The sequence below is a fragment of the Paenibacillus sp. y28 genome (assembly GCF_037137075.1).
Lineage (GTDB): Bacteria > Bacillota > Bacilli > Paenibacillales > NBRC-103111 > JBBBNV01.
Genome location: NZ_JBBBNV010000004.1, coordinates 55,745 through 79,779, shown reverse-complemented (window position 1 = coordinate 79,779; position 24,035 = coordinate 55,745). Strand labels below are relative to the sequence as shown.

The following is a 24,035-nucleotide window of genomic DNA, read 5'->3' as shown; positions in this document are numbered from 1 at the left end:
TTGTGCCAGATTGCTGTTTGATTCCGCTTCCTGATTCTCCGCCACCCTGGTTACCCCCCAATTTCCACTTCTGCAAGCAGTCGATCCGCCCCACGGGCAATTAACGCCTCGGCCAAATCGTTGCCAAGCTGTACCGGGTCTGTCCCCGTGACCATTTCCTTAAGCATAGAAGACCCGTCAGGAGCAGCAACAAGTCCGGTTAACCGTACAGCGCCATTGGATTCCAAAACGGCATGTGCCCCGATCGGAACCTGGCAGCCCCCATTGAGCCTTGCCAGAAATGTCCGTTCAGCCGTCGTTGTCAAGGCGGTCCGTGCATGATGGAGGCGTTCCAGCAGCTCCCTCATGATGCTGTCGTTCTCCCGGCACTCAATCCCCAGCGCGCCTTGTCCGACTGCAGGTAAACACTGCTCCGGCGACAAATAGGCATCAATGCGATCCTGCCAGCCCATCCGATGTAATCCGGCCGCAGCAAGTAAAATCGCATCGTACTCCCCCGCTTCCAGCTTGCGGATTCGGGAATCGATATTTCCGCGAACAGACGCCAAATCCAGATCCGGCCGAAGCAGCTTCAGCTGCGCCATTCGCCTCAGGCTGCTTGTCCCTACTCTTGCGCCCTGAGGCAGCCCGTCCACGCCGCCGCCGTGCCGGGTAATGATACAATCCCTCGCATCTTCGCGCTCCGGTACAGCGCCAATAATCAGTCCTTCATGACGCTCGCTCGGCATATCCTTCATACTGTGCACGGCCATATCCGCTTCCCTGTCAATAAGGGCCTGCTCGATTTCTTTGACAAACAATCCCTTGCCGCCTACCTTGGATAAGGTCACATCCAAAATGCGATCGCCCTTCGTGACGATTTTTTTCAGCTCAAATGTATAGTCCCAACCTGCCTCCCGGCAAATTTGTTTCAGCCGCTCAACTACATGGCCGGTCTGTGTCAGCGCCAACTGGCTTTGTCTTGTCGCTACAACAATAGTGCGCATATGTATGTACCTCCGCAAGTAATCCGCTTGGAAAAGCTCCGCGTCAGTTATCGGAGCCTGTGTTCCACGGTCAATTTTCTCTTTGGCTTGACATTCTAGTGCTTCTCCAGCCCATTAATGAGCGTTTGCAGCTTCGCGCTGTATTCCCTCAAGCCCTTCTGTTCCAGCATGGTCCGCCAATCGGCAGGCGCGGCGCAGCGAAGCAGCTTCTGCCGCTCACCAGCATCTTTGACATATTCACGCACCTTCATACGATACTCAGCCAGTAAATCAGTCAGCTTCTCATAATCTTCGCCGTAGTGCCCGGCCAGCTCATCACGAATCGCCGCCGTCAGCCCTGGGCTTGCCCCGCCTGTGGTGACGGACAGCAAGAGCCTTCCTCTGCGCACAGAGCCCGGAACGATGAATGTCCCGGCTTCAGGCCGGTCTGCCCGGCAAACAAGCTGCCTGCGGACCCGGGCATCCTCTCCTACCTGCCGGTTGGTCTCCGGGCAGTCCGTAGCCGCAATAATGAGCACCGCATCCGCAGCATCCTGCGTTTCGTAGCGCTTGCCCCAATATTCGATTTGGCCTACAGCCGCCCAACGAGATAAAGTGTCCGTCAAGGCCGGGCTCACAACACGCACCCTTGCCCCGGCCTCCAGCAAGCCGGCCGTCCTGCGCTCCGCTACCGTCCCGCCGCCGACTACGACGCACTGCTGTCCGCCGAGCTCCATCATAATCGGATAATACGCCAACCCACTCGCACCCTTCCGGAGCCTCCTCGCACCCTTGGCCTTTCCCGTTGTGTGGCTGAACAAGAATTCAGCCTGGATGCGAAGCAGCGCTTTCTTAGTCATAAAAAAAGGCTGCATGCAGCCGTATATATCTCATAAGCGAACCGCCGGAAAGCAGCCTGCTCCCGGACTTCACGCCGATGAAGCCATTTCTTTTTTTAGTGAAATCGCGACAAGCCCGAAATCAGCATATTCGTCGCCACCAATACAAACGCCGCCAAATTCCAGCCGGAAAGCTTAGCCCCGGACGCTTCTTGAGTTTTTCTTTGAATCAAATAGAATGAGTACGCCCCAATAATCAGCATGGAATAAAACACTTTGGCATCAAGCAGCAAATAAATGTCCTCTCGCAGCAGCAGCTCGACGATGCCTAATGCCAAAGCGACAATAAGCAGCGGCAGACCGGTAACAGCAGCCCGGAAGGTGTAGCCCTCCACCTTCTCCAGACTCGGCAGACGCTTGGTCGTCATGGACCACTGCTTCTCCTTCAAGCTGCGGAACAATATCAAATACATTGCAGAAAAAACAGCCGAGACGGAAAACGCCACATAGCTTGCAATGGCAAATGTAATATGAATAAACAGCAGCTCATCCCGAGTCTCCCACTGAGCCAGGGTAGGCACAAGGTCACTATTGCTGAACAGGTTGAACACGGATACCCCGAACCCGATTACATTCACAAAAAACATTAATAAATCGATTCGCATGAACCAGTTCAAGGCAAGCGCAATCGTTACCAGCAGCCACGAGAAGAAGAACGCTGTTTCGAATAGCGTAAAGACCGGCATATAGGACAATTTAATGATTCTCACTGCAAAGAACACAGTCTGAAGCAGCCAAACGATAAAAAGCAGCCCTGTTCCCATCCGCTTTGCACTCTGATTCGGCCGAACGTAATCAGAGAAATAAAACAGCAGGCTCAGGGCATATATATAAATGATGGCGTCATACAGCCACATTTTGGTCATAGTATCACCTAGGCTTGAGCGTTTACCGGCTGTAAACCCGCTCCGGAATAAGCAGCCCGCTGCGGCTCGCCCGCAGATGTCAAATCCGCTGCTTTTGCTTTCTCTTCGCCGATTGCATTATACATTACCGGCTTCGACTGCTGCCTCTTCTGCCCGGCAAGCTCGTCTTCAAGAGCGAACAGCTTCGTAACGGTTTCCACGGTTTGCGCGCCGTTGCGCTTCTCAGCCATTTCCTTTATCCCCACGATTGGATCACGCAGTATTTGGTTTACCATGCTTTTGGTCAGCTTGCGAATAACAGTTATCTCGCGCTCATCCAGGTCAGGAAGCTTACGCAGCAGGCTCTCCATCGTTTCCTGATGAATGTCGCCCGCCTTCTTTTGCAGCGCCTGGATGACCGGGGTGACGGCGAGTGTGCGATACCAAGCGTCAAACTGCTCCATCTCCGTTGCAATCATCTTGTCGATTTTGATTGCCTCCTTGCGCCGTTCCTTCAGATTGCTTTCCACAATCATCTGCAAATCGTCGATATCATACAAGAACACATTCGGCAAATCACCAATAGCCGGGTCAAGGTCGCGTGGTACAGCGATGTCAATCATGAAGAGCGGACGCGATTTGCGTCTCTGCATAGCAGCCTTGACCTCGGTACAGGTTAAAACCTGCTGGCGTGAGCCTGTTGAACTAATGACAATGTCGGCTTCCGCCAGAGCAGCCGGCAGCTCCTCCCAGCCACAGGCGCGGCCGTCAAACTTGCCGGCAAGGTCTTCGGCCCGCTGCAGCGTCCGGTTAGCGACAATAACCTTCTGAGCTCCGTTCGCATACAGGTGCTTTGCCGTTAGCTCGCTCATTTTGCCGGCGCCGATAATCAGCACTGTCTTTTGGGCAAAATCACCGAAAATCCGTTTCCCGAGCTCCACGGCGGCGTAGCTGACGGAAACCGGATTTTCGCCGATCGAGGTTTCCGAATGGGCCCGTTTGGCCATCGTTACCGCCTGCTTAAACAACGTATTAAAAATCGTGCCCGTCGTCCGCTCCTGCTGTGCCAGCATAAGCGAATGCTTGACCTGGCCTAGAATCTGAGTCTCCCCGATAACCAGCGAATCCAGCCCGCTTGCCACACGGAACAAATGGCGAATCGCCTGATCACCTTCATAAATGTATAAATGCGGTGTCATTTCCTGCTTCGGAACACCGAACCACTTCTCCATGAAGCTGCGTAACGATTGGCCGCAAAGCGGAAGACGGTCAACTACGGCATACAGTTCTGTCCGATTACAGGTGCCCACGATCGCGCATTCCAACACGCTTGGAGTATTCTTAAGCTGCTGCAGTGCGAGCGGCAATTCATTCTCGGCAATCGCGAATTGCTCCCGAATTTCCACTGGCGCAGTCTTGTAGTTCAGCCCAACAGCTAGAATATGCATATAGGATCACCTGCCTTTCCTTTAGTCTCGTCCATTATAGCACAGTTCGACAAATCCGCATGGACGTAAATTTGTATAATTTATGAAAGCAACCCTTGCCTGCTTCGTCTTCATACACTGCCGACCCGTGCAAATGTTTGTTTTTTATTATAGCACGGTCTCTCTGTTTCCGGGAGCTATCTATCTTCTATTTTTCTTATAATTCGACGCAAATATACTTATAAATCCGACCTGATTATAAACAAAATGGCCATGGACATATGTCCATGGCCGTTTTGTTTATTTATTTTACCAATACCGCCTGTTTGATTTCCGGTTCAACAACCGACATTTCACCCAAGCCGCGAATCAGTTTTTTGGCATACGTTTTCTCCGGCTTCAATACAGAAACCAAGTAATCGATCGCCAGTTGAGGATCTACTGTCTCCCCGCAGGTATAGCAATCAATAGCTGCGAATCCTCTCTCAGGATACGTGTGAATCGAGATATGGCTTTCTGACAGCATTACAAGTACCGTTGCCCCTTGAGGCTCGAATTGTTTGGCTTGCACCGACAGCACTGTGGCACCGCAAGCTTCAGCGGCCTCTACCATATGTGCTTGCAAGAACTCTGCGTTGTTCAAAAACTCAAAGTTCACACCCCAAGTATCTACAGCAACGTGTCTTCCGAAAGTTGAATATTCCATCTTTCGGCCCCCCTTCCTAGGAATAAAATTGTTGGATTTCATCCGCTAGGACCTACGTCATTCACTTCTCGAGGGAATCGCGCTCTCTCGCAACATCCACATGTCCTGAGTGAATCCTGGTTCCTATATTGTTTTCAACGAAAATAAAAATAACATCTATCGGGCAGAATTGCAATAGTTTTTTTTGGGACACGCCCAAAAACTAAGCCGGGCCGTTGCTCCGCTACTCACTGTATTCGCGTTCAAGGCCGATGGTGCTTGTATTTATGCAAAAAAGAGCCCCTTGCCTCGGCAAAGGACCCGCGTATTTTAATAAAAATTTAACAATCCGTTAAGCTTCCAGCACAAACAAGCGGTGTGTCAGCCGGGTTAATTCTGCATCGATTTCCTGCATACGCTCCGGCTCGGTAACCAAATTACGCTGATCCAGCAAAAAATCAATATCCTGCTGCACAAGTGTAATCTCCTGTTCGGCAGCCCGTTTGTTAAACAGGCGCTCCAGTTGGCCAAGCGTATCTTTGTACTCGTACACCAGCTTAATGGCGTCCTGCTTGACCTCTGTGATACGGACAACACTGCCTGCGGCATAGACGTAATCCATATGATAGCCTGTATAATGCCTTCTGACCACAGCATCCCCTTTAAAAGCGGCTACCGCTTTACGCATGGCATTCACCAGCTTCGTGCTCTTCATCCTGCATGCGCCTTCGCATACATAACGTCCATGCCTGCGCTCGAAGGCCAGCACAATTTCTTCTCCGGCATCATCGTGCAGAACAACTTCCTGACTCCCATTTTCAAAAACTTTAACTCTTTGCTGCACATTCTCTTCGGAGAACAGCTTGAATAAACGACCTAAATCGGCTTCTGATAAGTTCAAGCAGGTTTTGACGTATTCGGTCCCTAACCGCTGAGCCATAAAAATCCCTCGATTCTTATTTTTCACCCACTCTTATTATACTATAAGAAGCCTTGACATTCCTGTTTTATTTTCCTTGAAAATCAGCAAAATTTCAAAAAAATCGGATTTATCCGCGAACACCACGGGAAATTACAGTAAATCCTCGCTTTCCCGCAGCAACTTCGGGGATTCGCAGGGCTCGATGCTTACTTTTTCGGCATTCTCCCCTGCTTTACAGATTCGCACCGCCGGAAGATTGCTCCGGAACCGGAATTTTGCCGTGCACCAGCAGCTTCATCCATTGGGGAAGATGAGGGTGATCGGCCGCCTGGAGCAGCCAAATGGTCACGTGAAGCCCAGCCAATGCAAGCAATACGCTAAGCGGGAAGCCCCAGACCGGGGCGGGATGCGAAAAGAATGGAATAAGCGCCACTGCCACAATGGGCGGGGCATTCCAGTGCCAACGCCGAATCATCCAGATCGTCATCAAGCACGTCACAAAAAAAGCAGGCAGCCCCCAGTCCAGCATGTACATGATGCTGCCGAATGTGGAAGAAACAACCGCGCCTACAGATATGCGCGACACTTCCTTCATATCATATTTGCGGGTCAGGAACAAATAGCAGAACGCGCCGAGCGTCGGAAAAAAAATCATGTGCAGTGCCGGAAATTGAAGTGAAGCCCAATACGCGCCAAGCAAATACAAACTGATAATAAGCGATTTTAATACCATAAATCCCTCCGGTTTTCCTCAAAGCCTCTGCAGCAAGAGACAAATTTCTTTCATGGTACTCCTCGTTTTGGAGTGCGTCAAGAGAAAATCATAGAAATCGCATCACGTTTTATTGAATGAATCAGCCTTCACGTGATTCAAAGAAATGATTATAGCAAAAAAGCTTCCAGACCCCATTCTAATGGCGGTGGAAGCTTCTGTGTATTAGCATCGTCATGATTCTAAAACCCCCGTGCAGGCCCCCCTGCTTCCGCTGAACGGTTCCGCAGTTCAACTTGCCGGCGGCGTGCTCAAAGCGTAAAAACGGCTTATAAGAGGACACAGCCCCGCCTAGCGGCGAACTATTCCGTTTCTTCTTCAGCCAGCTTCACATGCTTGAAAATTTGTCCCCACAGCTCGTCCTTACCTAATCCAAGCTCGGAGGAGAACAGCACTACAGGGTGGTCAGCGCGGACCAGCAGTGTCTGCTTAACCTGCTTGAGCTGCTTTGGCCAGCTGTTTTTGGGCAGCTTATCGGCCTTGGTAGCGACAACACAAATCGGCAAATCGAAATGGCACAGCCAGTCGTACATCATCTGGTCGTCTTTGGACGGGGGATGGCGCAAATCGACGAGCAGCAGCACCAGCTTCAGGTGCTCGCGCGTCATTAAGTATTCCTCGATGAATTTACCCCACTTCTCGCGCTGCGCCTTAGATACGTTGGCATAGCCATACCCCGGCAAATCGGTAAAATATAAAGAGGAATTAATGCGGTAAAAGTTCAGGGTTTGCGTTTTGCCCGGCTTGGAGCTCGTCCGCGCCAGCGCCTTGCGCTGAATCATACGGTTAATAAGCGACGACTTGCCAACATTAGAACGCCCTGCCAGAGCAATCTCCGGCAAGGCATCCTCAGGATATTGGCTCGGGCCGACCGCACTAATGACAAACTCGGCTTGATCCACTTTCATCTTCGTTCACACTTTCTTGTATCGGTGTTGTGAGGAAATCGATTTCTCCGACCAGCGCATGCTCCAGTACCTGATCCATGTGGCTGACCGGAATAAAAGTCATTTCGTTTCGCACACTGTCCGGAATATCTTGCAAATCCTTTTCATTCTCCTTCGGCAGCAGCACCTTCTTGATTCCGGCCCGGTGCGCGGCCAAGGATTTCTCCTTCAAGCCGCCGATAGGCAGCACGCGGCCGCGCAGCGTAATTTCTCCGGTCATGGCCACTTCCTTGGACACCGGCATCCCGGTGAGTGAAGAAATCAGCGCTGTTGCAATCGTAATCCCGGCTGACGGTCCATCCTTCGGAATCGCTCCCTCCGGAATATGGATATGGATATCGTTCTTCTCATGGAAGTCCTCGGGGATTTTGAGCTGCGCCGCCCGGCTTCGTGTATAGCTGAAAGCGGCCTGCGCCGATTCCTTCATCACATCGCCAAGCTTGCCGGTCAGCATCAGCTTGCCGGCGCCAGGCAAGACGGTGACCTCGATAACGAGCGTATCGCCGCCAACCTCTGTCCACGCCAGACCCGTTACGGCGCCGATTTGGTCCTCCAGCTCCGCCATGCCGTACCGGAATTTGCTTGGCCCGAGATAATCGGGCACCTGCTCTGCATCAATCACGATGTGATTGCCCGGCTCCGTCACGATTTGACGCGCCGACTTCCGGCAGAGGGAAGCAACCTGCTGCTCCAGATTCCGCACACCCGCTTCACGCGTATATTCACGAATTACACGCTGAAGAGCGGCCTCCGTCACCTGCAGCTGTTCTTCCTTCAAGCCATGATCTTCCTTCTGCTTCTTGATCAAATAGTTGGAAGCAATCTGCAGCTTCTCAATCTCGGTATACCCCGGGATATAAAGCACTTCCATCCGATCAAGCAGCGGCCGGGGGATATTGTGGACGGCATTGGCTGTAGTCACGAACATGACATTGGACAAATCAAACGGCAGCTCAATAAAATGATCGCTAAAAGTGCTGTTTTGCTCCGGGTCCAGAACCTCCAGCAGCGCGGCCGCTGGATCTCCCCGGAAATCCATCGCCATTTTGTCAATTTCGTCAAGGAGAAAGACCGGATTATTCGTCCCGGCGCTCTTCATCCCTTGAATTACGCGTCCGGGCATCGCGCCGACATACGTTCTGCGGTGACCGCGAATCTCGGCCTCATCCCGCACCCCGCCCAGAGAAATCCGGATAAACTTGCGGTTAAGCGAGCGGGCAATAGAACGGGCGATGGATGTTTTACCGACTCCCGGCGGCCCGACAAGGCAAAGTATAGGCCCTTTTAGCTTCTTAACGAGCTGCTGAACCGCCAAGTACTCCAGCACGCGCTCCTTCGGCTTCTCCAGACCGTAGTGATCCTCATTCAGAATGACTTCGGCATTGTGGATATCCAGGTCGTCGAAGGTTTTGTTTGTCCACGGCAGCGCAAGCAGCCAGTCGATATAATTGCGGATAACCCCGCCTTCAGCCGACGTCGCCGGCATTTTCTCAAGACGGTCAATCTCCTTTTCGACCTTTTCCCGCACTTTGTCCGGCATCTGAGCCTCTTCAAGCTGCGATCGCAGCTCCTCAACCTCACCGGCGCGGCCTTCCTTGTCGCCAAGCTCCTTCTGAATCGCCTTCATCTGCTCGCGGAGATAGTACTCCTTCTGGGTTTTCTCCATTTGCTTTTTGACGCGCTGGCTGATTTTGCGTTCCAGCTCCAGCACCTCGCGCTCATTGTTCAGCATGGCCAGAAGCTTCTCCAGACGTTCCCGAACGCCGAAGGTTTCCAGGATTTCCTGCTTATCTTTGATTTTTAAAGGAAGATGGCTGCAGATCACATCAGCCAGCCTGCCCGGCTGATCAATGTCCATGACGGCAGCCATCGTTTCCGGCGTTACTTTTTTGGACAAATTGATATACTGCTCGAACTGGCTAAGCACACTGCGCATCAGCGCATGAATTTCGGGGGCCGCTGTTTCTTCCTCATGCAGCTCCTTGACCATGACCTCATAATATTCGTCATTCGCGGCAAATTCCACGATTTCGGCTCTTGTGATGCCTTCCACGAGAACACGGATGGTTCCATTCGGCAGCTTCAGCATTTGCCTGATTTTGGAAATGGTCCCGACTCGATAAATGTCTTCCCGGGTGGGCTCCTCAATATTAATTTCAGATTGGGAGCAGAGGAGTATCAAGCTGTCCTCCACCATCGCCCTCTCCAGCGCCTTGACCGATTTCTCCCGGCCGACATCCAGATGGAGTACCATACTCGGATAGACAAGCAGCCCGCGAAGCGGCAGCAGAGGCAGTTTCCGTGCCCTATTTCTGTTTGGTCCCATGTCCAGCACCTCCAACGACTCTTCTTGCGGTGTTTCCATTGTATCAAATGTTGACCATAAAAACCAATGGACCCCTCCGCCGCCCGCGGAATCTATTCCGGCTTGGCCATCTGAAGCGGTACGGCGGAGGCTGTCGCAGGCAGCTGCAGCTCAGGGCTCACACCCGAGCTTACATCCTGCTGCGTAGGCTCAATGCCTAAAGCATGATATAGCGCTTCCTCTACGGAATCAACCGGGATGACATCCACTCCGTGAATGCCGCTGAATATCTCCTGCCAATTCTCACGCGGGATAATAACACGAGTCGCTCCGGCCTGCAGAGCCGCCTCAACCTTCGCAACAACGCCTCCGACCGGCTTTACCTTGCCATGAATGCTGATTTCACCGGTCATAGCGATTTTGTTGTCCACCGGAATGCCTCGCATGGCGGAAGTAATGGCGGTCGCCATGGAAATACCGGCCGACGGACCATCAATCGGAATCCCCCCGGGAAAGTTGATGTGCAAATCATAGTTTTGAGGGTCCATATGCAGCCGGCGTAAAACAGTAAATACATTTTCGATGGAGCCCCGGGCCATACTTTTGCGGCGCAGGGTTTTGGACCCGCCCCCCAGCTCCTCTTCATCAACTACACCTGTTATGGTGTATTTTCCTTCTCCAGGAGCTGACCTTGTCGCAGTCACCTCGATTTCCAGCAAGGTTCCCATGTTCGGCCCATAGACAGCCAGTCCGTTTACCAGCCCGATTTGCGGCGCGGACGGAATCTTCTTCTCCGGTCTTGGAGCCAGTTGACTGCTATTGACGACCCATTCGACATCGGCGGCGGTCAGCTCTTCACGATGCTCGGAGATGGCAAGCCCGGCCGAAAGCTGAATGATGTTTACCGCTTCCCGCCCATTCGTCGCATATTTCTTTACGACATCAATCGCGGCCCGGTTCGGGCGGAAGCCGATTTTGTACACTGCATTTTCTGCAATTTGGCCAATCTCGCCCGGAAGCAGCGGACGGAAAAAGATTTCCATGCACCGGGATCGGATTGCAGGCGGAATTTCCTGCGGCGTGCGTGTCGTCGCACCTACAAGACGGAAGTCGGCCGGAAGCCCGTTTTGAAAAATATCGTGGATGTAGCCGGGAATATTGCCATCCTCGGAATTATAGTAGGCGCTCTCCAAAAACACCTTGCGGTCCTCCAGCACCTTCAATAATTTATTCATTTGGACCGGATGCAATTCACCGATTTCGTCAATAAACAGCATTCCCCCATGCGCCTTGGTGACAGCGCCGGGTTTGGGCTGAGGAATACCTGCTACCCCCATCGCTCCCGCCCCTTGATAAATCGGATCATGCACAGATCCAATTAAAGGATCGGCAATTCCCCGCTCGTCAAAACGGGCCGTTGTCGCATCAATCTCGGTAAATTTGGCATCTCCCTTAAACGGGGAAGCGGGGTTGCGCTTGGCCTCCTCCAAAACTACGCGGGCCGCTGCGGTCTTGCCGACTCCGGGCGGGCCATAAATAAGCACATGCTGCGGATTAGGTCCGCAAAGTGCGGCCTTCAGCGCTTTGAGCCCTTCCTTCTGGCCGACGATATCCTGCATGGTTGAAGGCCGTGTCCGTTCGGATAACGGCTTGGTCAGCGAAATGGAACGAAGCTTCCGGAGCTTATCCATCTCCTTCTTCGATTCCCGGTCCACCGCCGTCCGGTTCGTCTGCTGGTTGCGCAGCAAATTCAAAAAGTAAAGGCCGATTACTACAGCAAAAAACACCTGGATGATCATCAGTACCACATTCAGGCTCATCCTACACTCCTCCTCGAATCAATCATACATGCCATTATTCCCCTTTCCTTCCGGCATTAACCCGTTCATCCCAACTTTTCAAGGCGGATTCATTCAGGCAGGTAGTGGAAGCCCAAAGCGTGATGAACGGGCGGGTTTTGGTTCATTCTATACAGTGTGTTGAATAGGGAGGCGGCAACCGCCAATAAGCGCCACAGGAGTTGACCTGTATTGAAACCATTCGTTAGGGCTCGTCTGCTGATGTATTTGGGACTATTCGCGCTGCTGTTCATCGCAGCAGCACCGGTAAACACGGCCTCCGCCGCGCCTGCCGGACTTCTGTATCCAACCGCCGATGTGCTGATCGACGCCGGTCACGGAGGTGTGGACGGCGGATGCACCTTCAGTGACATTCTGGAGAAGGACATCAATCTGGCAGTCGCACAAAAGCTGTATGCCCATCTCCGCGCCCAAGGCTGGAACCCCGTGCTGAACAGAACCGGAGATTACGCCTTGAGCGAGGAGAATCACTGGGCCAAGGCTTCGCGCCACAACCGGGATTTAGCCCAGCGGAAGCTGGCGGCGGACTCGCTTCAGCCCCGGATGCTGGTCAGCCTTCATGTCAACTGGTCGAAGCGAAAAAGCGCGAACGGGCCGGTCGTACTGTATCAGTATACGCAGCCCAGCTACATGCTTTCGCTTCTGCTACAGCAGCGCTTGAACACGCTGTATAAAACGAACGAGACCGTGCAATATGGCAAGCCTTATTATTTGTTAAACCGGACCCGGATTCCGGCCGTTATTGTTGAGCTTGGATTTATTAGCAATGCCAGAGACCGGAACTTCCTGACGACAGCCCACGGCCAGGACGCTCTAGCCGAGGTCCTGGCCGACGGAATTAACGGGTATTTGCTTCTTTTTGACTCGCCGCGGTCTTGATGAGCTCCGATACATGTCCGAGCTTGGCCAGCTTGCTTAACGCTTCGGCTTCCTGCAGGATGGCCGCGGACGTAATTTTTCCGGGCGGTCCGACGTGACCGATGATGACAGCGCGATCGTGATCGGTAATAAACTGCTTCAGCTTGCGCATCTGCTTTTGCACATGGGCCGTCGTATACTGGGAATCGAAAAACAGCTCGTTTTCAATATACGGGACCCCAAGCTCGCGGGAAACGGAGGCGACGACACTTTTTTCCGTTGTTCGGCTGTCCAAATAAAAAAGCCCCTTTTCCTTGCACACTTCCAGAACAAGGCGCATCACTCTCGGGTCGGCTGTAGCCTTGGAGCCCATGTGGTTGTTCATCCCTACCGCATAAGGCACTTCTTCAATGGCTCCAAGCACACGGCGGCGAATTTCGTCATCGCTTAAATCCGTTGTAATGGCCTGCGGCCCAAGCCAGCTGCGTTTGCCCTTCATCGGCTCCATCGGCAAATGTACAATCACCTCATGGCCGACCCGGTGCGCCCACTCCGCATCCCGGCGGCTTGTAGGAAGAAAAGGCATAACCGCTACTGTCAGCGGCACGGGCAGCTCCATCATCTCCTTGGTACCCTGCATATCGTTGCCGAAATCATCAATTACAATCGCCAGCCGCTTGGCAGGAAGCGATTGCTGCTCCTGATTCTCCTCCGGGGCTTGCACAGCCTGCACCGGCTGAGCCACCAAACCGCTTCCACTCCACAAAAATGCCAGCAACACAGCGCACAGCAGCAGCCTGCGTGTCCGCATCTACAACACTCTCCTTCGTCTGCATGTAAACATCGCACTGGAAGTAGTATCCGTCTATTTCACCGAAATATCCCCGAAAATGACATGCTGGGCATAAAAAAACCGAAGCATTCGGAAACAGCCTGCTGTTTCCAAATGCTTCGGTTTTTATCCATGCTTTCATAAGCGCACGCTGCGAACGAAGCAGCGCTCGCCCCATTGGCAGCAGCCGTGAGATCGCACGCGCGCAGCTCCCAGCGCGCGGTGTTTCGCTGCATGACGGCGGTCGGTCTTTAATAACCGCCACGAATATAATCATGCACCTGCTGCTTGTAAAACAAGCGCAGCCGGTCCTGCTCCGCCGCCGTAAAGCTCGGCACGTTCATCGCACTCAGATTGTCTTCGATTTGAGCCGTGTTTTTAAAGCCCGGAATAACACATGTAATTTGCTCCTGATCCAAAATCCAGCGCAGTGCCGCACGCGCCATGCTGCCCCGCCCCTCGGCAATCCAGGCCAGCTCCCTGCTGAGCTGTACGCCCTTCTCAAAAGGAAGGCCGCCAAAGGTTTCCCCCACATTAAAGCTGTCTCCGTTACGGTTATAATTGCGGTGATCGCTGGCCGCAAAGGTATCGGTTTCCTTGAATTTGCCGGTAAGCAGCCCACTGGCAAGCGGCAAGCGTACAAGGATGCCTGCTCCTTGGGCGTGCGCGGCAGGAAGCAGCTCATCCAAGGGCTTTTGACGAAGAAGATTAAAAATAACCTGCAGCGCCTTCACGTTCGGGTTACGCAGGCATACAAGCCCTTCCTCTACAGTTTCCACACTGACGCCGTAGCTCCTTATTTTACCCTCGGCCTGCAGCTTATCCAGCACCTCGAAAACATGACCAGCCTCCAAAATGGCAAGCGGAGGACAATGAATTTGATACAAATCAATCCGTTCCCGCTTCAGACGCTTGAGGCTTGCTTCACAATAAGCTCTGACCGCAGCTTCGCTATAGGTCGCAGGATCATGAATATCCCCTTGGCGGCAAAACTTCGTGGCAATGTGGATGTCGTCCTCGCATCCCTTCGTCGCTCTGGCAAGCAGCTCTTCGCTATGCCCGCTGCCGTATACATCGGCGGTGTCAAAAAAATTGACTCCAGCCTCTATGGCCCGCGCCAAACCCGCAAGCGATTCCTCATCATTCACCTGTCCCCAGGATCCACCGATCGCCCATGTGCCGAAGCTGATCTCGCTCACATTCATGCCGGTTGTGCCTAGTGCTCTGTATTTCATTGTTAGTATCCTCCCCTGCCTTCATATAGAAACAGCAGCTTCATCCACACTTGCGCGCTGGAGAAGCTGCCTGCTGTTTAGTGCTTACGCCCCGGAATTACTCCTGTCCGGTCGTATTCCACTACAATTGCATCAATTTCTTTTTTCAGTTCGTTCAGCAGATCCGCTTCGGGCACTTTACGAATCATTTCGCCATAGCGGAACAGCAAGCCTTCGCCTCGCGCACCGGCAATGCCGATATCTGCCTCGCGTGCTTCACCTGGTCCATTCACCGCGCAGCCGAGAACGGAAACCTTAATCGGCACCTTCAGCTTGGAGATGTACTCCTCAACCTCATTGGCCACCGAGAACAAGTCAATATCCAGACGGCCGCAGGTCGGGCAGGATACAAGCGTCGCCGCGTTCGTGATCAAACCGAAGGTTTTGAGCAGCTCGCGGGCCACCTTAATTTCTTCTACCGGGTCAGCGCTAAGCGAAATACGCATCGTCGAACCAAGACCCATGGACAGCAGGGCGCCCATGCCTGCAGCGCTTTTGACTGCGCCAGTAAACAATGTCCCGGCCTCTGTGATTCCAAGGTGAAGCGGGTAGTTAAACTTCTCCGCCGCCTTCGTATACGCTGCTATCGCCATCGGAACGTCGGAGGCTTTCAGCGAGACAATAATGTCATGGAAATCCAGCTCCTCCAGCACCCCGATATGGAACAGCGCGCTTTCCACCATGGCCTCCGGGGTCGGATAGCCGTATTTCTCCAGCAGATGATTCTCCAGAGATCCGGCATTGACACCAATCCGGATTGGAATGCCGCGTTCCTTGCAGGCCTTGACAACCGCTTCGACCCGCTCACGGCGGCCGATGTTGCCCGGATTAATGCGTACCTTGTCAATACCGTTCTCAATAGCTGCCAGCGCCAAACGGTAGTCAAAATGAATATCGGCTACGAGCGGGATATGGATTTGCTTCTTAATCTCCTTAATCGCTTCCGCCGCTTCTTTGTTGTTTACCGTCACGCGGACAATTTGACAGCCGGCTTCCTCTAAACGAAGAATCTCCGCTACAGTCGCCTTCACATCGGCTGTCTTGGTTGTACACATACTTTGCATGATAACTTCATTGCTGCCACCGATGGTGACGTCCCCTACGCGTACCGGTCTCGTCTCCGTTCTATGGAACATGCTTGTCTCTCCCATGAACCCAAAACATCCTCCGAAAGGAGGTCCGGAATGGAACAACACGAACGGAGGCTGTCTGGGTTTTGTTTTATTTCATGAACCGCCTGAAATCAGGCGCTCTCTTCTTTTTTCTTGCTTGACTTGCCTTCCTTCGCCTTTAGCTCCGGAACGACCTTATCTTGAACGACTTCCTTCGTAATGAGGCAGGTTTGCACATCATCACGCGAAGGGGCTTCGTACATAATCTCAAGCATAATCCCCTCAATAATCGCGCGCAGGCCGCGTGCTCCCGTGTTGCGTTTAATCGCTTCCTTGGCGATGGCTTCCAGCGCCTCGGCATCGAACTCCAGCTTCACGTTATCCATCTCGAGCATTTTTTGGTACTGCTTGACGAGCGCGTTTTTGGGCTCAGTCAAGATACGCACCAGCGCCGCTTCATCCAGCGGCTCCAGGGATGAGATGACCGGCAGACGTCCGACAAACTCCGGAATCAAACCGAATTTCAGCAAATCCTCCGGAAGCACCATGGACAAATATTCGCCCGGCTTCAAATCCGCCTTCATGCCATCCGCGCTGAAGCCGATGACTTTTTTACCGATACGGCGTTTAATAATCTGCTCCAGGCCGTCAAATGCCCCGCCGCAAATAAACAAAATGTTCGTGGTGTCGATTTGAATGAATTCCTGGTGCGGATGCTTGCGCCCGCCTTGTGGTGGAACAGATGCTACCGTGCCTTCCAAGATTTTGAGCAGCGCCTGCTGCACGCCTTCACCCGACACATCGCGAGTGATGGAAGGATTCTCGGATTTGCGGGCGACTTTATCGATTTCGTCGATATAGATAATACCGCGCTCCGCTTTCTCCACATCATAATCCGCCGCTTGAATCAGCTTCAGCAGAATGTTCTCGACGTCTTCGCCTACATAACCGGCCTCTGTCAAAGAAGTCGCATCTGCGATGGCGAACGGCACGTTGAGGATTTTGGCCAGCGTCTGGGCCAGCAGCGTCTTCCCGCTTCCCGTAGGTCCGACCAGGATGATGTTGCTCTTTTGGAGCTCCACGTCTTCCAGCTTCGTTTGAGAGTTAATACGTTTGTAATGATTGTAGACAGCTACCGCAAGCGATTTCTTCGCTTGTTCTTGTCCGATGACATATTGGTCAAGAATGCCTCGGATATCCTTCGGCTTCGGTACATCCTTAAGATCAAGCTCTTCCTCATGTCCGAGCTCCTCTTCTACAATCTCGGTACACAGCTCGATGCATTCGTCACAAATATATACGCCTGGACCGGCCACAAGCTTACGGACCTGCTCCTGGGATTTACCGCAGAAAGAGCATTTCAATTGCCCTTTTTCATCGTTGAACTTGAACATTGGATCACTCCTTACTTTTGGTCAATTCGAGTGATGACCTGATCGATTAATCCGTATTCTTTGGCCTCTTCGGCACTCATGAAGTAGTCGCGATCCGTATCGCGTTCGATTTTCTCGTACGGTTGACCGGTGCGGTCCACATAAATATCATTGAGCTTTTTCTTTGTTTTAATAATCCAGTCGGCGTGGATTTTGATATCCGTCGCCTGACCGCGCACACCGCCAAGCGGCTGGTGAATCATGACCTCGCTGTTCGGCAATGCAAACCGCTTCCCCTTGGCGCCGGCCGTCAGGAGCAAGGAGCCCATGCTGGCGGCAAGCCCTACACATATGGTGGACACATCAGGCTTGATGAACTGCATCGTGTCGTAAATTCCCATGCCCGCCGTTACAGAGCCACCCGGGGAGTTGATATAGAGGTGAATGTCTTTCTCAGGGTCCTGTGCGGCTAGAAAAAGAAGCTGCGCAATGACCAGGTTTGCTACATCGTCGTCGATGGCACTGCCCAAAAAGATAATACGGTCTTTGAGCAGCCGCGAGTATATGTCATAGGAGCGTTCGCCTCGACTTTCCTGTTCGACTACCATAGGAATCAGATTCATCCGTCCACCCTCATTTCCATCAAAAAGTTACAGAGCACTTCATCTTGTATTTTAACATGTTTACATCCGGATGTCATTTTTATACCCATTGTATGTGCGGATGCTAAAAACGATGTTCAGCCGGGACAGCCTGCATGACTATTTTCCCCGAAATGAACAAAATTGTTCCTGAGAAAGCGTTATGTATTTCAATTATTTTGAACTGCTCCCTGCGCCTGTGATAAAAGCTTCGCCGCCCTGAATGATTCAGGACGGCGACAGGGGCAAATAAACGCAGCCTTAAGCAGCGCTGACTACTTTGCTTTGCTCAACCAGGTAGTCAACTGTTTTACGGACAGTCAGCTCTTGGCGGAGGTCTTCAATGTTTCCGTTTGCTGTAAAAATGGAGCGCAGCTCTTCAGCAGAACGTTGGTATTGGGCAGCCAGCTTCTCCAGCTCAGCAGTAAGATCCTCATCGGAGGCTGTAATGCCTTCAGCTTTGGCGATTGCTTCCAGAACCAGGTTGTTGCGAACGCGAACTTCAGCGTCGCCTTTCATTTGATCACGAAGCTGCGCTTCGGATTGGCCGGTGAATTGGTAGTACATTTCCAGCGTCATACCTTGCATTCTCAGACGGTTGGAGAAGTCGCGCACCATGTAGCCGATTTCGGTTTCAATCATCGCTTGCGGGACGTCAACCTTTGCGTTAGCAACGGCTTTGTCAACGACAGCAGCTTCTTTTGCGCCTTTAGCTTCCTGCTCTTTGCGATTTTTCAGCTTGCTTGTGATATCTTGCTTGAATTCGTCGAGCGTATCGAATTCGCTTGCGTCTTTAGCAAACTCATCGTCAAGCTCAGGCAGGTTTTTGGCTTTGATGCTGTTTACTTTTACTTTGAAGGTTACTTCTTTGCCTTTGAGGTTCTCGGCTTGGTAATCTTCCGGGAACGTGACTTGAATTTCTTTTTCTTCAGCAATGCTCATGCCCACAACTTGATCCTCGAAGCCCGGGATGAAGCTGCCGGATCCAAGCTCAAGAGAGTGGTTCTCGCCTTTGCCGCCTTCGAATGCAACGCCGTCAAGGAAGCCTTCGAAATCAATCACAGTTACATCGCCAAGCTGCGCTGCGCGGTCTTCAATAACAACCAGCTCCGCATGGCGCTGCTGCAGACGATTCAATTCAGCTTGAACTTCTTCGTCTGTTACTTCAGCGGATGCTTCTTCAACTTCAAGGCCTTTGTACTCGCCAAGCTCAACTTCAGGCTTTACGGTAACAGTGGCTTTAAATTTAAAAGCTTCGCCCTTGGAGAATTGATCGATTTCAATGTCAGGACGGTCAACCGGCTCGATGCCAGTTTCTTTAACTGCTTCGGAATATACTTCAGGAAGCAAAATATCGATTGCATCTTGGTACAGGCTTTCGATACCATATTTGCGCTCAAAAATCGGGCGCGGCACTTTCCCTTTGCGAAAGCCCGGCACGGTCGCTTTTTGAGAAACTTTTTTGAATGCCTTGTCCAGTGCAGTATTGACTTTCTCAGCGCCGACTTCTACAGTCAGGACAGCTTGATTGTTCTCTATCTTTTCCCAGGTTGCTTTCATGTTATACGTTCCCCTCCAAAAATTTTCGGTCAGCGATGGACACTCATCTGCCATTATAACCATTACATTATATCACAAAACAAATGCATTTCAAGGACAGGCTGTAAACAGCAGCCCGGCCCGAAAAATACCCCGAATCCGGCAATTTTCATTCCTGTTTCTTCTTGGATTATAGGGCTATAGACAGGAACAGCTTTTCGTTTGTGGTCATTCAAAGCCAGGAAAGCTCATTAGCTGCTGCCGTGCAAACGAACGCATCACGCCGACGGCCTGCTCCCACAGTATGCTGCTTCCGGCAACCCCATACATATCCTGCAGCTCCTGCTCCTCGGCTGTACCGAAGACGGATTGCTGCAAAACCAGGTGAAAGGCCCCTGCCCAAATATCCGTTTCCTGCTCGGTTTGCGCGCTCATCCGGTAATAAAGCTCCGTCCCGTAAATAAATATCAGGAAATCCTTCCAGGTCTCCAAGGCGAAATAGGCCAGAGTAGGCTGGCTGCTTTCACTCACCGACTGGATGCGCTCCATAACCTTGGACAGCATGAGAGGATAATCCTGCTCATGCAGCGGCGTTTCTTCGATTTCCACCTCAATCATCCCTTCAAATTTGGGCAGCCTCAACGTTCCTGATCCCCCAAGCTGACGAAGCGTTTGCAGCGCCTTGAATTGAACGACCGGCAGCAGCTTCACCTGTTGAATCCATAGCAGCAGCTCTTCCATAATTTCATGCTCACCTATGTAAGACAGCTGTTCCAGCGCAAGCAGCTGTTTGTCTGGCGACCCGCTCCTCAGCATGGTCATTAGCCGATCGGCATAACCGGGGTCGGCCATAGCCTGCCGCTGAATCTCCTGTCTATGCAGGACGGCCTCGGACAGCTCGGCATCCTCTGCCTCCTCCTGATCCTTCTCTGCGCTGCGGACCTGTCTTTGCTGCACGGTCCCCAGCATGGACGTTTCCAGCCATTCCAGCAGCGCCCCCCACTCCTCGTGCAGTCTCGGGTCATCAGACCGGCATCCAAGCAGAAAACGCAGAACACTTGCCGCCTTGGCATACTGCTCCGTTTCCAGCAACCGGGTTAATTCGATTTGATAATAATCGACTGTTTTGGGCAGCAGCACCACATTGCTTTGTCCCGGCTCCATCACGTACATCCTCCTTCAAATTCTAATCGCACAGCGCCTCTAATAGTTTGAAAATTACGAATATAAAAAAGGCGGGTTCAGGTAGTTGCATTTTCTCTCTCTCCTGTGATATTATAACTCATGCTTCTCCAAAAATAGCAAGCAGCACTTATTCCGGTGCGGGTGTAGTTCAATGGTAGAACTCCAGCTTCCCAAGCTGGTGGCGTGGGTTCGATTCCCATCACCCGCTTTGTCCCTAGTATGTCCCAGTAGCTCAGCAGGATAGAGCAACGGCCTTCTAAGCCGTCGGTCGGGGGTTCGAATCCCTCCTGGGACGTTTGTTAGAAGTTTAAAAAGAAACCCTGAAACCCTGGATATGATAAGGATTTCAGGGTTTCTTTTTTTGTACTCGTCGCTTGTAAACCGCAACGTGTATATCATCAAAGCCCCCCGCCTCCTATCGCTCCGTTTTGAAATAAGTCCGGAATGCCCAAACAAATGAAGGCTGCTTTTAATACCATAACACTGTAGCATACACCATGACAAAGGGGTTGGAGAAATGTCAGGTCTCGTTGGCGGAGCTTTCACAAACACTGGGACGATCTTGGTCTTGTTTATCCTTTTGATAATTGTTCTCTGTAGCTGTGGGATTTTCGGGTTGAAATAACGGCTAAAATCGCTCGCGGGCCCCTGAGAAACAGGGGCTTTTTTTATTTTCAAGCCGCTTCAATGCCCTGCCGCAAGCCGGAAAAGCCGTCATACTCCGCACGCGCGCAGCTCCCAGCGCGCGGTGCTTCGCTGCATGACGGCGGTCGGTCGACCACGATTACATACTTTCTTTTTCATCGACATCCTTTTTACACAAAAACCGACTGCTGCTGCAAGCTGCGAGTTTGCTTGTCTCCTGCCCGTTTCAAAGAGTGTGCCTGCAATCCCCTCCCTTTTGACCGGAAGACCATTTGATCCAAGAAAAGCAATTAAGCTATGATAGCCTATGGATGTATAAAATTCATGAAAGTAGGGTAGGCATGGAACAGCTTATACTTTGGTTCAAGTATTTCTTGCTTGGCGTTGTTCAAGGGGTAACAGAGCCAATACCGGTCTCCTCCAGCGGCCACTTGATTATTGCCCAGAAGCTGCTTGGCGTGGAACAAACCGGGCTTGGCTTTGAAATTTTGACGAATACGGCGTCGCTGCTGGCTATCATTTATATTTACCGCGCGGATATTACTCGTCTTCTTGTAAACGGCATCGGCTACGTCCGTACAGGCAAGGCTGAATATAAAGCGGATTTCCGTTTTATTTGGTACGTAGTCATTGGCACGGTTCCTGCTGTCGTTATCGGACTGCTGTTCAAGGATCAAATCGAAGCTTATTTCGCCTCGGTTCGTACGGTAGCCGTTTCTTTGCTGGTCACCGGGGTAGCGCTCTGGCTCATCCGTAACCTTCGCGGACGCAAGCAGGACCGCGATTTGTCGGCCAAAGACGCTTTATTGGTCGGTCTTGCACAAGCGGTCGCCCTGATTCCCGGCATCAGCCGTTCGGGGGCAACCGTTATCTCCTCCATTGCGGTAGGGATGAAGCAGGATACAGCGCTGCGTTTTTCTTTTATGCTGTATATTCCGGTGAGCCTAGGCGGGCTTGTTCTGGGCGCATCCGATATGATGCATGATCCGAACCGCGCAGCCTTGCTTGTTCCGTATCTCATTTCCTTTATCGTTACGCTGTTCGTGACCTATTTCGCCATGAAATGGTTTATGAACATCATGGCAAGAGGGAACCTCAAATACTTCGCTTACTACTGCTTCGTCGCAGGCATCCTGCTTCTGTGGCTGCTGTAGCTCCAGGATAAGGCGGCTTGCGTTTCCTAAATTGTCTGCACATGCACAAAGCAGCCTCCAGCCCGGCTTAAAGCCAGGCATGGCGGCTGTTTTTTCATCCTATTTGAAGTGAGCGATGAGCGATGACATGAATTGGTCTACAAATCGGTCTGCCTCCGCAGCAGCGAACGCTTGATTATTTATAGAAGAAATTCGCTTTTTATGGATATTTCTGGTGCTTACATCGGCATTCATCCGGCTGCTATCCACAATCTCCCCAATGCCGTGCTGAGGTCATGAATGCTTCAATCAGAGGTAAACGGCCCTGGCGGCTTCCTGTCAGGAAGGATACCCCTTCATCCAGCAGCCCGTCATACAGGCACGGAAGAGGAGCTGCCTTCCGCAGCCAGCCGCTCAGCCAATACGCCGCCATCGCTCCTCCCGCAGCTCTTTCGGGCATCATGTTAAGCTATCACCGAAATCAACAAATAAATATATGCCGGGAGTACTGGCGGTATAAGCTCTTATTCAGTAAAATAAAAGAGCCTCACTCCTTAAATTTGCAGGCGATGTACCCATTTTTTTACGAAATTAAGGTTAAAATTGTCGGTTTACGAAACCGTTTCTTCCTGAAGCTCGTAGAAGATAGCATGGGACATTATAGAATGGAGACACGTGTATGCCGACAAACAGTTTTTTTCAAAGCAAAGGTTTTCAACGGCTTCTTATTATGGCTTTTATTGTGCTTGTACTGTTCGGTCTTCAAAGCGTACTGAATCTGATTCTGATTACGTTCATCTTTACATACCTCATGAACCGGCTGGAGACCACCTTAACCGGCTGGATTCAACGCTGGTTCCCCATAAACCGCAAGATCGTCGTTATTTTCCTGTACGTCGTTGTGGTTGCCAGCATCGGCATCGGATTATACCGGTATTTCCCCAAAATCGTTATGCAAATCACTCAGCTGGTGAAGCTCATCAACGAGTTCTACCGGCACCCGCCGCAGGATAATGAATGGCTCGCTTATCTCTCCAACGCCATGAAGGATGTCGGAGCGTCCAAGTATATGAATCAGGGCCTCGATTTGCTGTACCGGTATGCGACCAATATCGGGAAGCTGAGTGTGAACATCCTGATTTCACTGATTTTGAGCTTGTTCTTTTTACTGGAGAAGGGCCGCATTATCGCCTTTACCTCCCAATTCAAGACAAGCAAGGTCGTAGCCATTTATGAGGAGCTGGAGTACTTCTGCAGCCGCTTCGTGCGTTCGTTCGGCAAGGTAATTGAAGCGCAGTTCCTGATCGCCATCACCAATTGTATCTTATCCGTCATTGCTTTATGGCTGATGGGCTTCCCGCAGCTGCTGGGCCTGGGGCTTATGATTTTTCTGCTCGGGCTCATTCCTGTGGCGGGCGTCATTATCTCGCTCATTCCCCTGTGTACAATTGCTTACACGCTGGGCGGCATGACCCAGGTCATTTATGTCATCGTCATGATCGTCGTCATTCACGCCTTGGAAAGCTACATGCTGAATCCAAAGCTGATGTCGTCCAAAACCAATTTGCCGGTTTTTTATACTTTTATCGTGCTGGTGCTGTCGGAGCATTTCCTCGGAATCTGGGGCTTGATTATCGGTATCCCAATCTTCATGTTCCTGCTGGATGTGCTTGGCGTAACCCGACTTGAGAAAAAAGAACCGGCGTAATCCGGGACAAACCTCTTCACTCCTTACAGGCGGCTGGATTCATTCCGGCCGCCGTTTCTTTTTTCTACACTATCTTTGAAAGTATATTCACCGCCATGATGATCAACGA

The 24,035-nt window shown here is 51.7% G+C and carries 21 protein-coding genes and 2 tRNA genes; 5 read left to right on the top strand and 18 right to left on the bottom strand.

The window, feature by feature from the left end:
* Window positions 1-50 precede the first annotated feature (50 nt).
* The 10 genes from hemC to lonB all read right to left on the bottom strand — a co-directional run bounded on the left by hemC (window position 51) and on the right by lonB (window position 11,587).
* On the bottom strand, window positions 51-986 hold the full coding sequence (hemC, locus tag WBG83_RS05925; RefSeq protein ID WP_336743524.1) for a hydroxymethylbilane synthase: 936 nt from the start codon (window positions 984-986) through the stop codon (window positions 51-53).
* 95 nt (window positions 987-1,081) lie between these two features.
* Complete coding sequence (locus WBG83_RS05920; protein WP_336743522.1) at window positions 1,082-1,723, bottom strand: precorrin-2 dehydrogenase/sirohydrochlorin ferrochelatase family protein; 642 nt, start codon at window positions 1,721-1,723, stop codon at window positions 1,082-1,084.
* 197 nt (window positions 1,724-1,920) lie between these two features.
* The gene (gene ccsA / locus WBG83_RS05915; protein ID WP_336743521.1) at window positions 1,921-2,730 is read right to left on the bottom strand and encodes a cytochrome c biogenesis protein CcsA; all 810 of its coding nucleotides are present in this window, start codon (window positions 2,728-2,730) and stop codon (window positions 1,921-1,923) included.
* Between the two features lie 8 nt (window positions 2,731-2,738).
* Entirely contained in the window at window positions 2,739-4,157 is a 1,419-nt protein-coding gene (hemA, locus tag WBG83_RS05910; protein ID WP_336743518.1) for a glutamyl-tRNA reductase, read from the bottom strand.
* 283 nt (window positions 4,158-4,440) lie between these two features.
* Window positions 4,441-4,842, bottom strand: coding sequence for an adenosylmethionine decarboxylase (speD, locus tag WBG83_RS05905; protein WP_336743516.1), 402 nt, complete (start codon window positions 4,840-4,842; stop codon window positions 4,441-4,443).
* Window positions 4,843-5,173: 331 nt separating this feature from the next.
* Complete coding sequence (locus WBG83_RS05900) at window positions 5,174-5,761, bottom strand: non-ribosomal peptide synthetase module (protein ID WP_336743514.1); 588 nt, start codon at window positions 5,759-5,761, stop codon at window positions 5,174-5,176.
* A gap of 214 nt (window positions 5,762-5,975) precedes the next feature.
* Window positions 5,976-6,476 (bottom strand): hypothetical protein, encoded by a 501-nt coding sequence (locus tag WBG83_RS05895; protein ID WP_336743512.1) that lies wholly within the window; start codon window positions 6,474-6,476, stop codon window positions 5,976-5,978.
* Window positions 6,477-6,817: 341 nt separating this feature from the next.
* Entirely contained in the window at window positions 6,818-7,423 is a 606-nt protein-coding gene (gene yihA / locus WBG83_RS05890) for a ribosome biogenesis GTP-binding protein YihA/YsxC (RefSeq protein WP_336743509.1), read from the bottom strand.
* Window positions 7,392-9,788, bottom strand: coding sequence for an endopeptidase La (gene lon, locus WBG83_RS05885; protein WP_336743507.1), 2,397 nt, complete (start codon window positions 9,786-9,788; stop codon window positions 7,392-7,394). Before lon ends, yihA begins: the two co-directional genes overlap by 32 nt.
* A 92-nt stretch (window positions 9,789-9,880) precedes the next feature.
* On the bottom strand, window positions 9,881-11,587 hold the full coding sequence (gene lonB / locus WBG83_RS05880) for an ATP-dependent protease LonB (protein ID WP_336743505.1): 1,707 nt from the start codon (window positions 11,585-11,587) through the stop codon (window positions 9,881-9,883).
* A 210-nt stretch (window positions 11,588-11,797) separates the two neighbouring features.
* On the opposite strand from lonB, the gene WBG83_RS05875 reads away from it, so the two are divergent.
* Entirely contained in the window at window positions 11,798-12,505 is a 708-nt protein-coding gene (locus WBG83_RS05875; RefSeq protein WP_336743503.1) for an N-acetylmuramoyl-L-alanine amidase family protein, read from the top strand.
* On the opposite strand, the gene WBG83_RS05870 is transcribed toward WBG83_RS05875, so the two are convergent.
* From WBG83_RS05870 to WBG83_RS05840, 7 genes are all read right to left on the bottom strand, one after another.
* The gene (locus WBG83_RS05870) at window positions 12,465-13,295 is read right to left on the bottom strand and encodes a divergent polysaccharide deacetylase family protein (RefSeq protein ID WP_336743501.1); all 831 of its coding nucleotides are present in this window, start codon (window positions 13,293-13,295) and stop codon (window positions 12,465-12,467) included. The two genes, WBG83_RS05875 and WBG83_RS05870, sit on opposite strands and share 41 nt — an antisense overlap.
* 272 nt (window positions 13,296-13,567) lie before the next feature.
* Complete coding sequence (locus WBG83_RS05865) at window positions 13,568-14,551, bottom strand: aldo/keto reductase (RefSeq protein ID WP_336743499.1); 984 nt, start codon at window positions 14,549-14,551, stop codon at window positions 13,568-13,570.
* A gap of 77 nt (window positions 14,552-14,628) precedes the next feature.
* Window positions 14,629-15,726 (bottom strand): flavodoxin-dependent (E)-4-hydroxy-3-methylbut-2-enyl-diphosphate synthase, encoded by a 1,098-nt coding sequence (gene ispG / locus WBG83_RS05860; RefSeq protein WP_336743497.1) that lies wholly within the window; start codon window positions 15,724-15,726, stop codon window positions 14,629-14,631.
* Between the two features lie 107 nt (window positions 15,727-15,833).
* Window positions 15,834-17,096, bottom strand: a complete 1,263-nt coding sequence (gene clpX, locus WBG83_RS05855; protein WP_336743496.1) for an ATP-dependent protease ATP-binding subunit ClpX — start codon at window positions 17,094-17,096, stop codon at window positions 15,834-15,836.
* Between the two features lie 11 nt (window positions 17,097-17,107).
* Window positions 17,108-17,698 carry an ATP-dependent Clp endopeptidase proteolytic subunit ClpP gene (clpP, locus tag WBG83_RS05850; protein WP_336743494.1) on the bottom strand — a complete coding sequence of 197 codons (591 nt, stop codon included), beginning with the start codon at window positions 17,696-17,698 and terminating at the stop codon, window positions 17,108-17,110.
* Between the two features lie 279 nt (window positions 17,699-17,977).
* Complete coding sequence (gene tig, locus WBG83_RS05845) at window positions 17,978-19,276, bottom strand: trigger factor (RefSeq protein WP_336743492.1); 1,299 nt, start codon at window positions 19,274-19,276, stop codon at window positions 17,978-17,980.
* A gap of 207 nt (window positions 19,277-19,483) precedes the next feature.
* Window positions 19,484-20,419, bottom strand: coding sequence for a hypothetical protein (locus WBG83_RS05840; RefSeq protein ID WP_336743490.1), 936 nt, complete (start codon window positions 20,417-20,419; stop codon window positions 19,484-19,486).
* 158 nt (window positions 20,420-20,577) lie between these two features.
* Between WBG83_RS05840 and WBG83_RS05835 the strand changes: the two genes are divergently transcribed.
* The 3 genes from WBG83_RS05835 to WBG83_RS05825 all read left to right on the top strand — a co-directional run bounded on the left by WBG83_RS05835 (window position 20,578) and on the right by WBG83_RS05825 (window position 22,239).
* Window positions 20,578-20,648 (top strand) — tRNA-Gly (locus tag WBG83_RS05835).
* A 13-nt stretch (window positions 20,649-20,661) separates the two neighbouring features.
* A tRNA-Arg gene (locus tag WBG83_RS05830) sits at window positions 20,662-20,735 on the top strand.
* Between the two features lie 691 nt (window positions 20,736-21,426).
* A complete protein-coding gene (locus tag WBG83_RS05825) occupies window positions 21,427-22,239 on the top strand; it encodes an undecaprenyl-diphosphate phosphatase (RefSeq protein WP_336743488.1) in 813 nt (270 codons plus the stop codon).
* A gap of 241 nt (window positions 22,240-22,480) precedes the next feature.
* On the opposite strand, the gene WBG83_RS05820 is transcribed toward WBG83_RS05825, so the two are convergent.
* Window positions 22,481-22,681 (bottom strand): hypothetical protein, encoded by a 201-nt coding sequence (locus WBG83_RS05820; protein WP_336743486.1) that lies wholly within the window; start codon window positions 22,679-22,681, stop codon window positions 22,481-22,483.
* A gap of 216 nt (window positions 22,682-22,897) precedes the next feature.
* Between WBG83_RS05820 and WBG83_RS05815 the strand changes: the two genes are divergently transcribed.
* Window positions 22,898-23,926, top strand: coding sequence for an AI-2E family transporter (locus tag WBG83_RS05815; RefSeq protein WP_336743485.1), 1,029 nt, complete (start codon window positions 22,898-22,900; stop codon window positions 23,924-23,926).
* Window positions 23,927-24,035 lie beyond the last annotated feature (109 nt).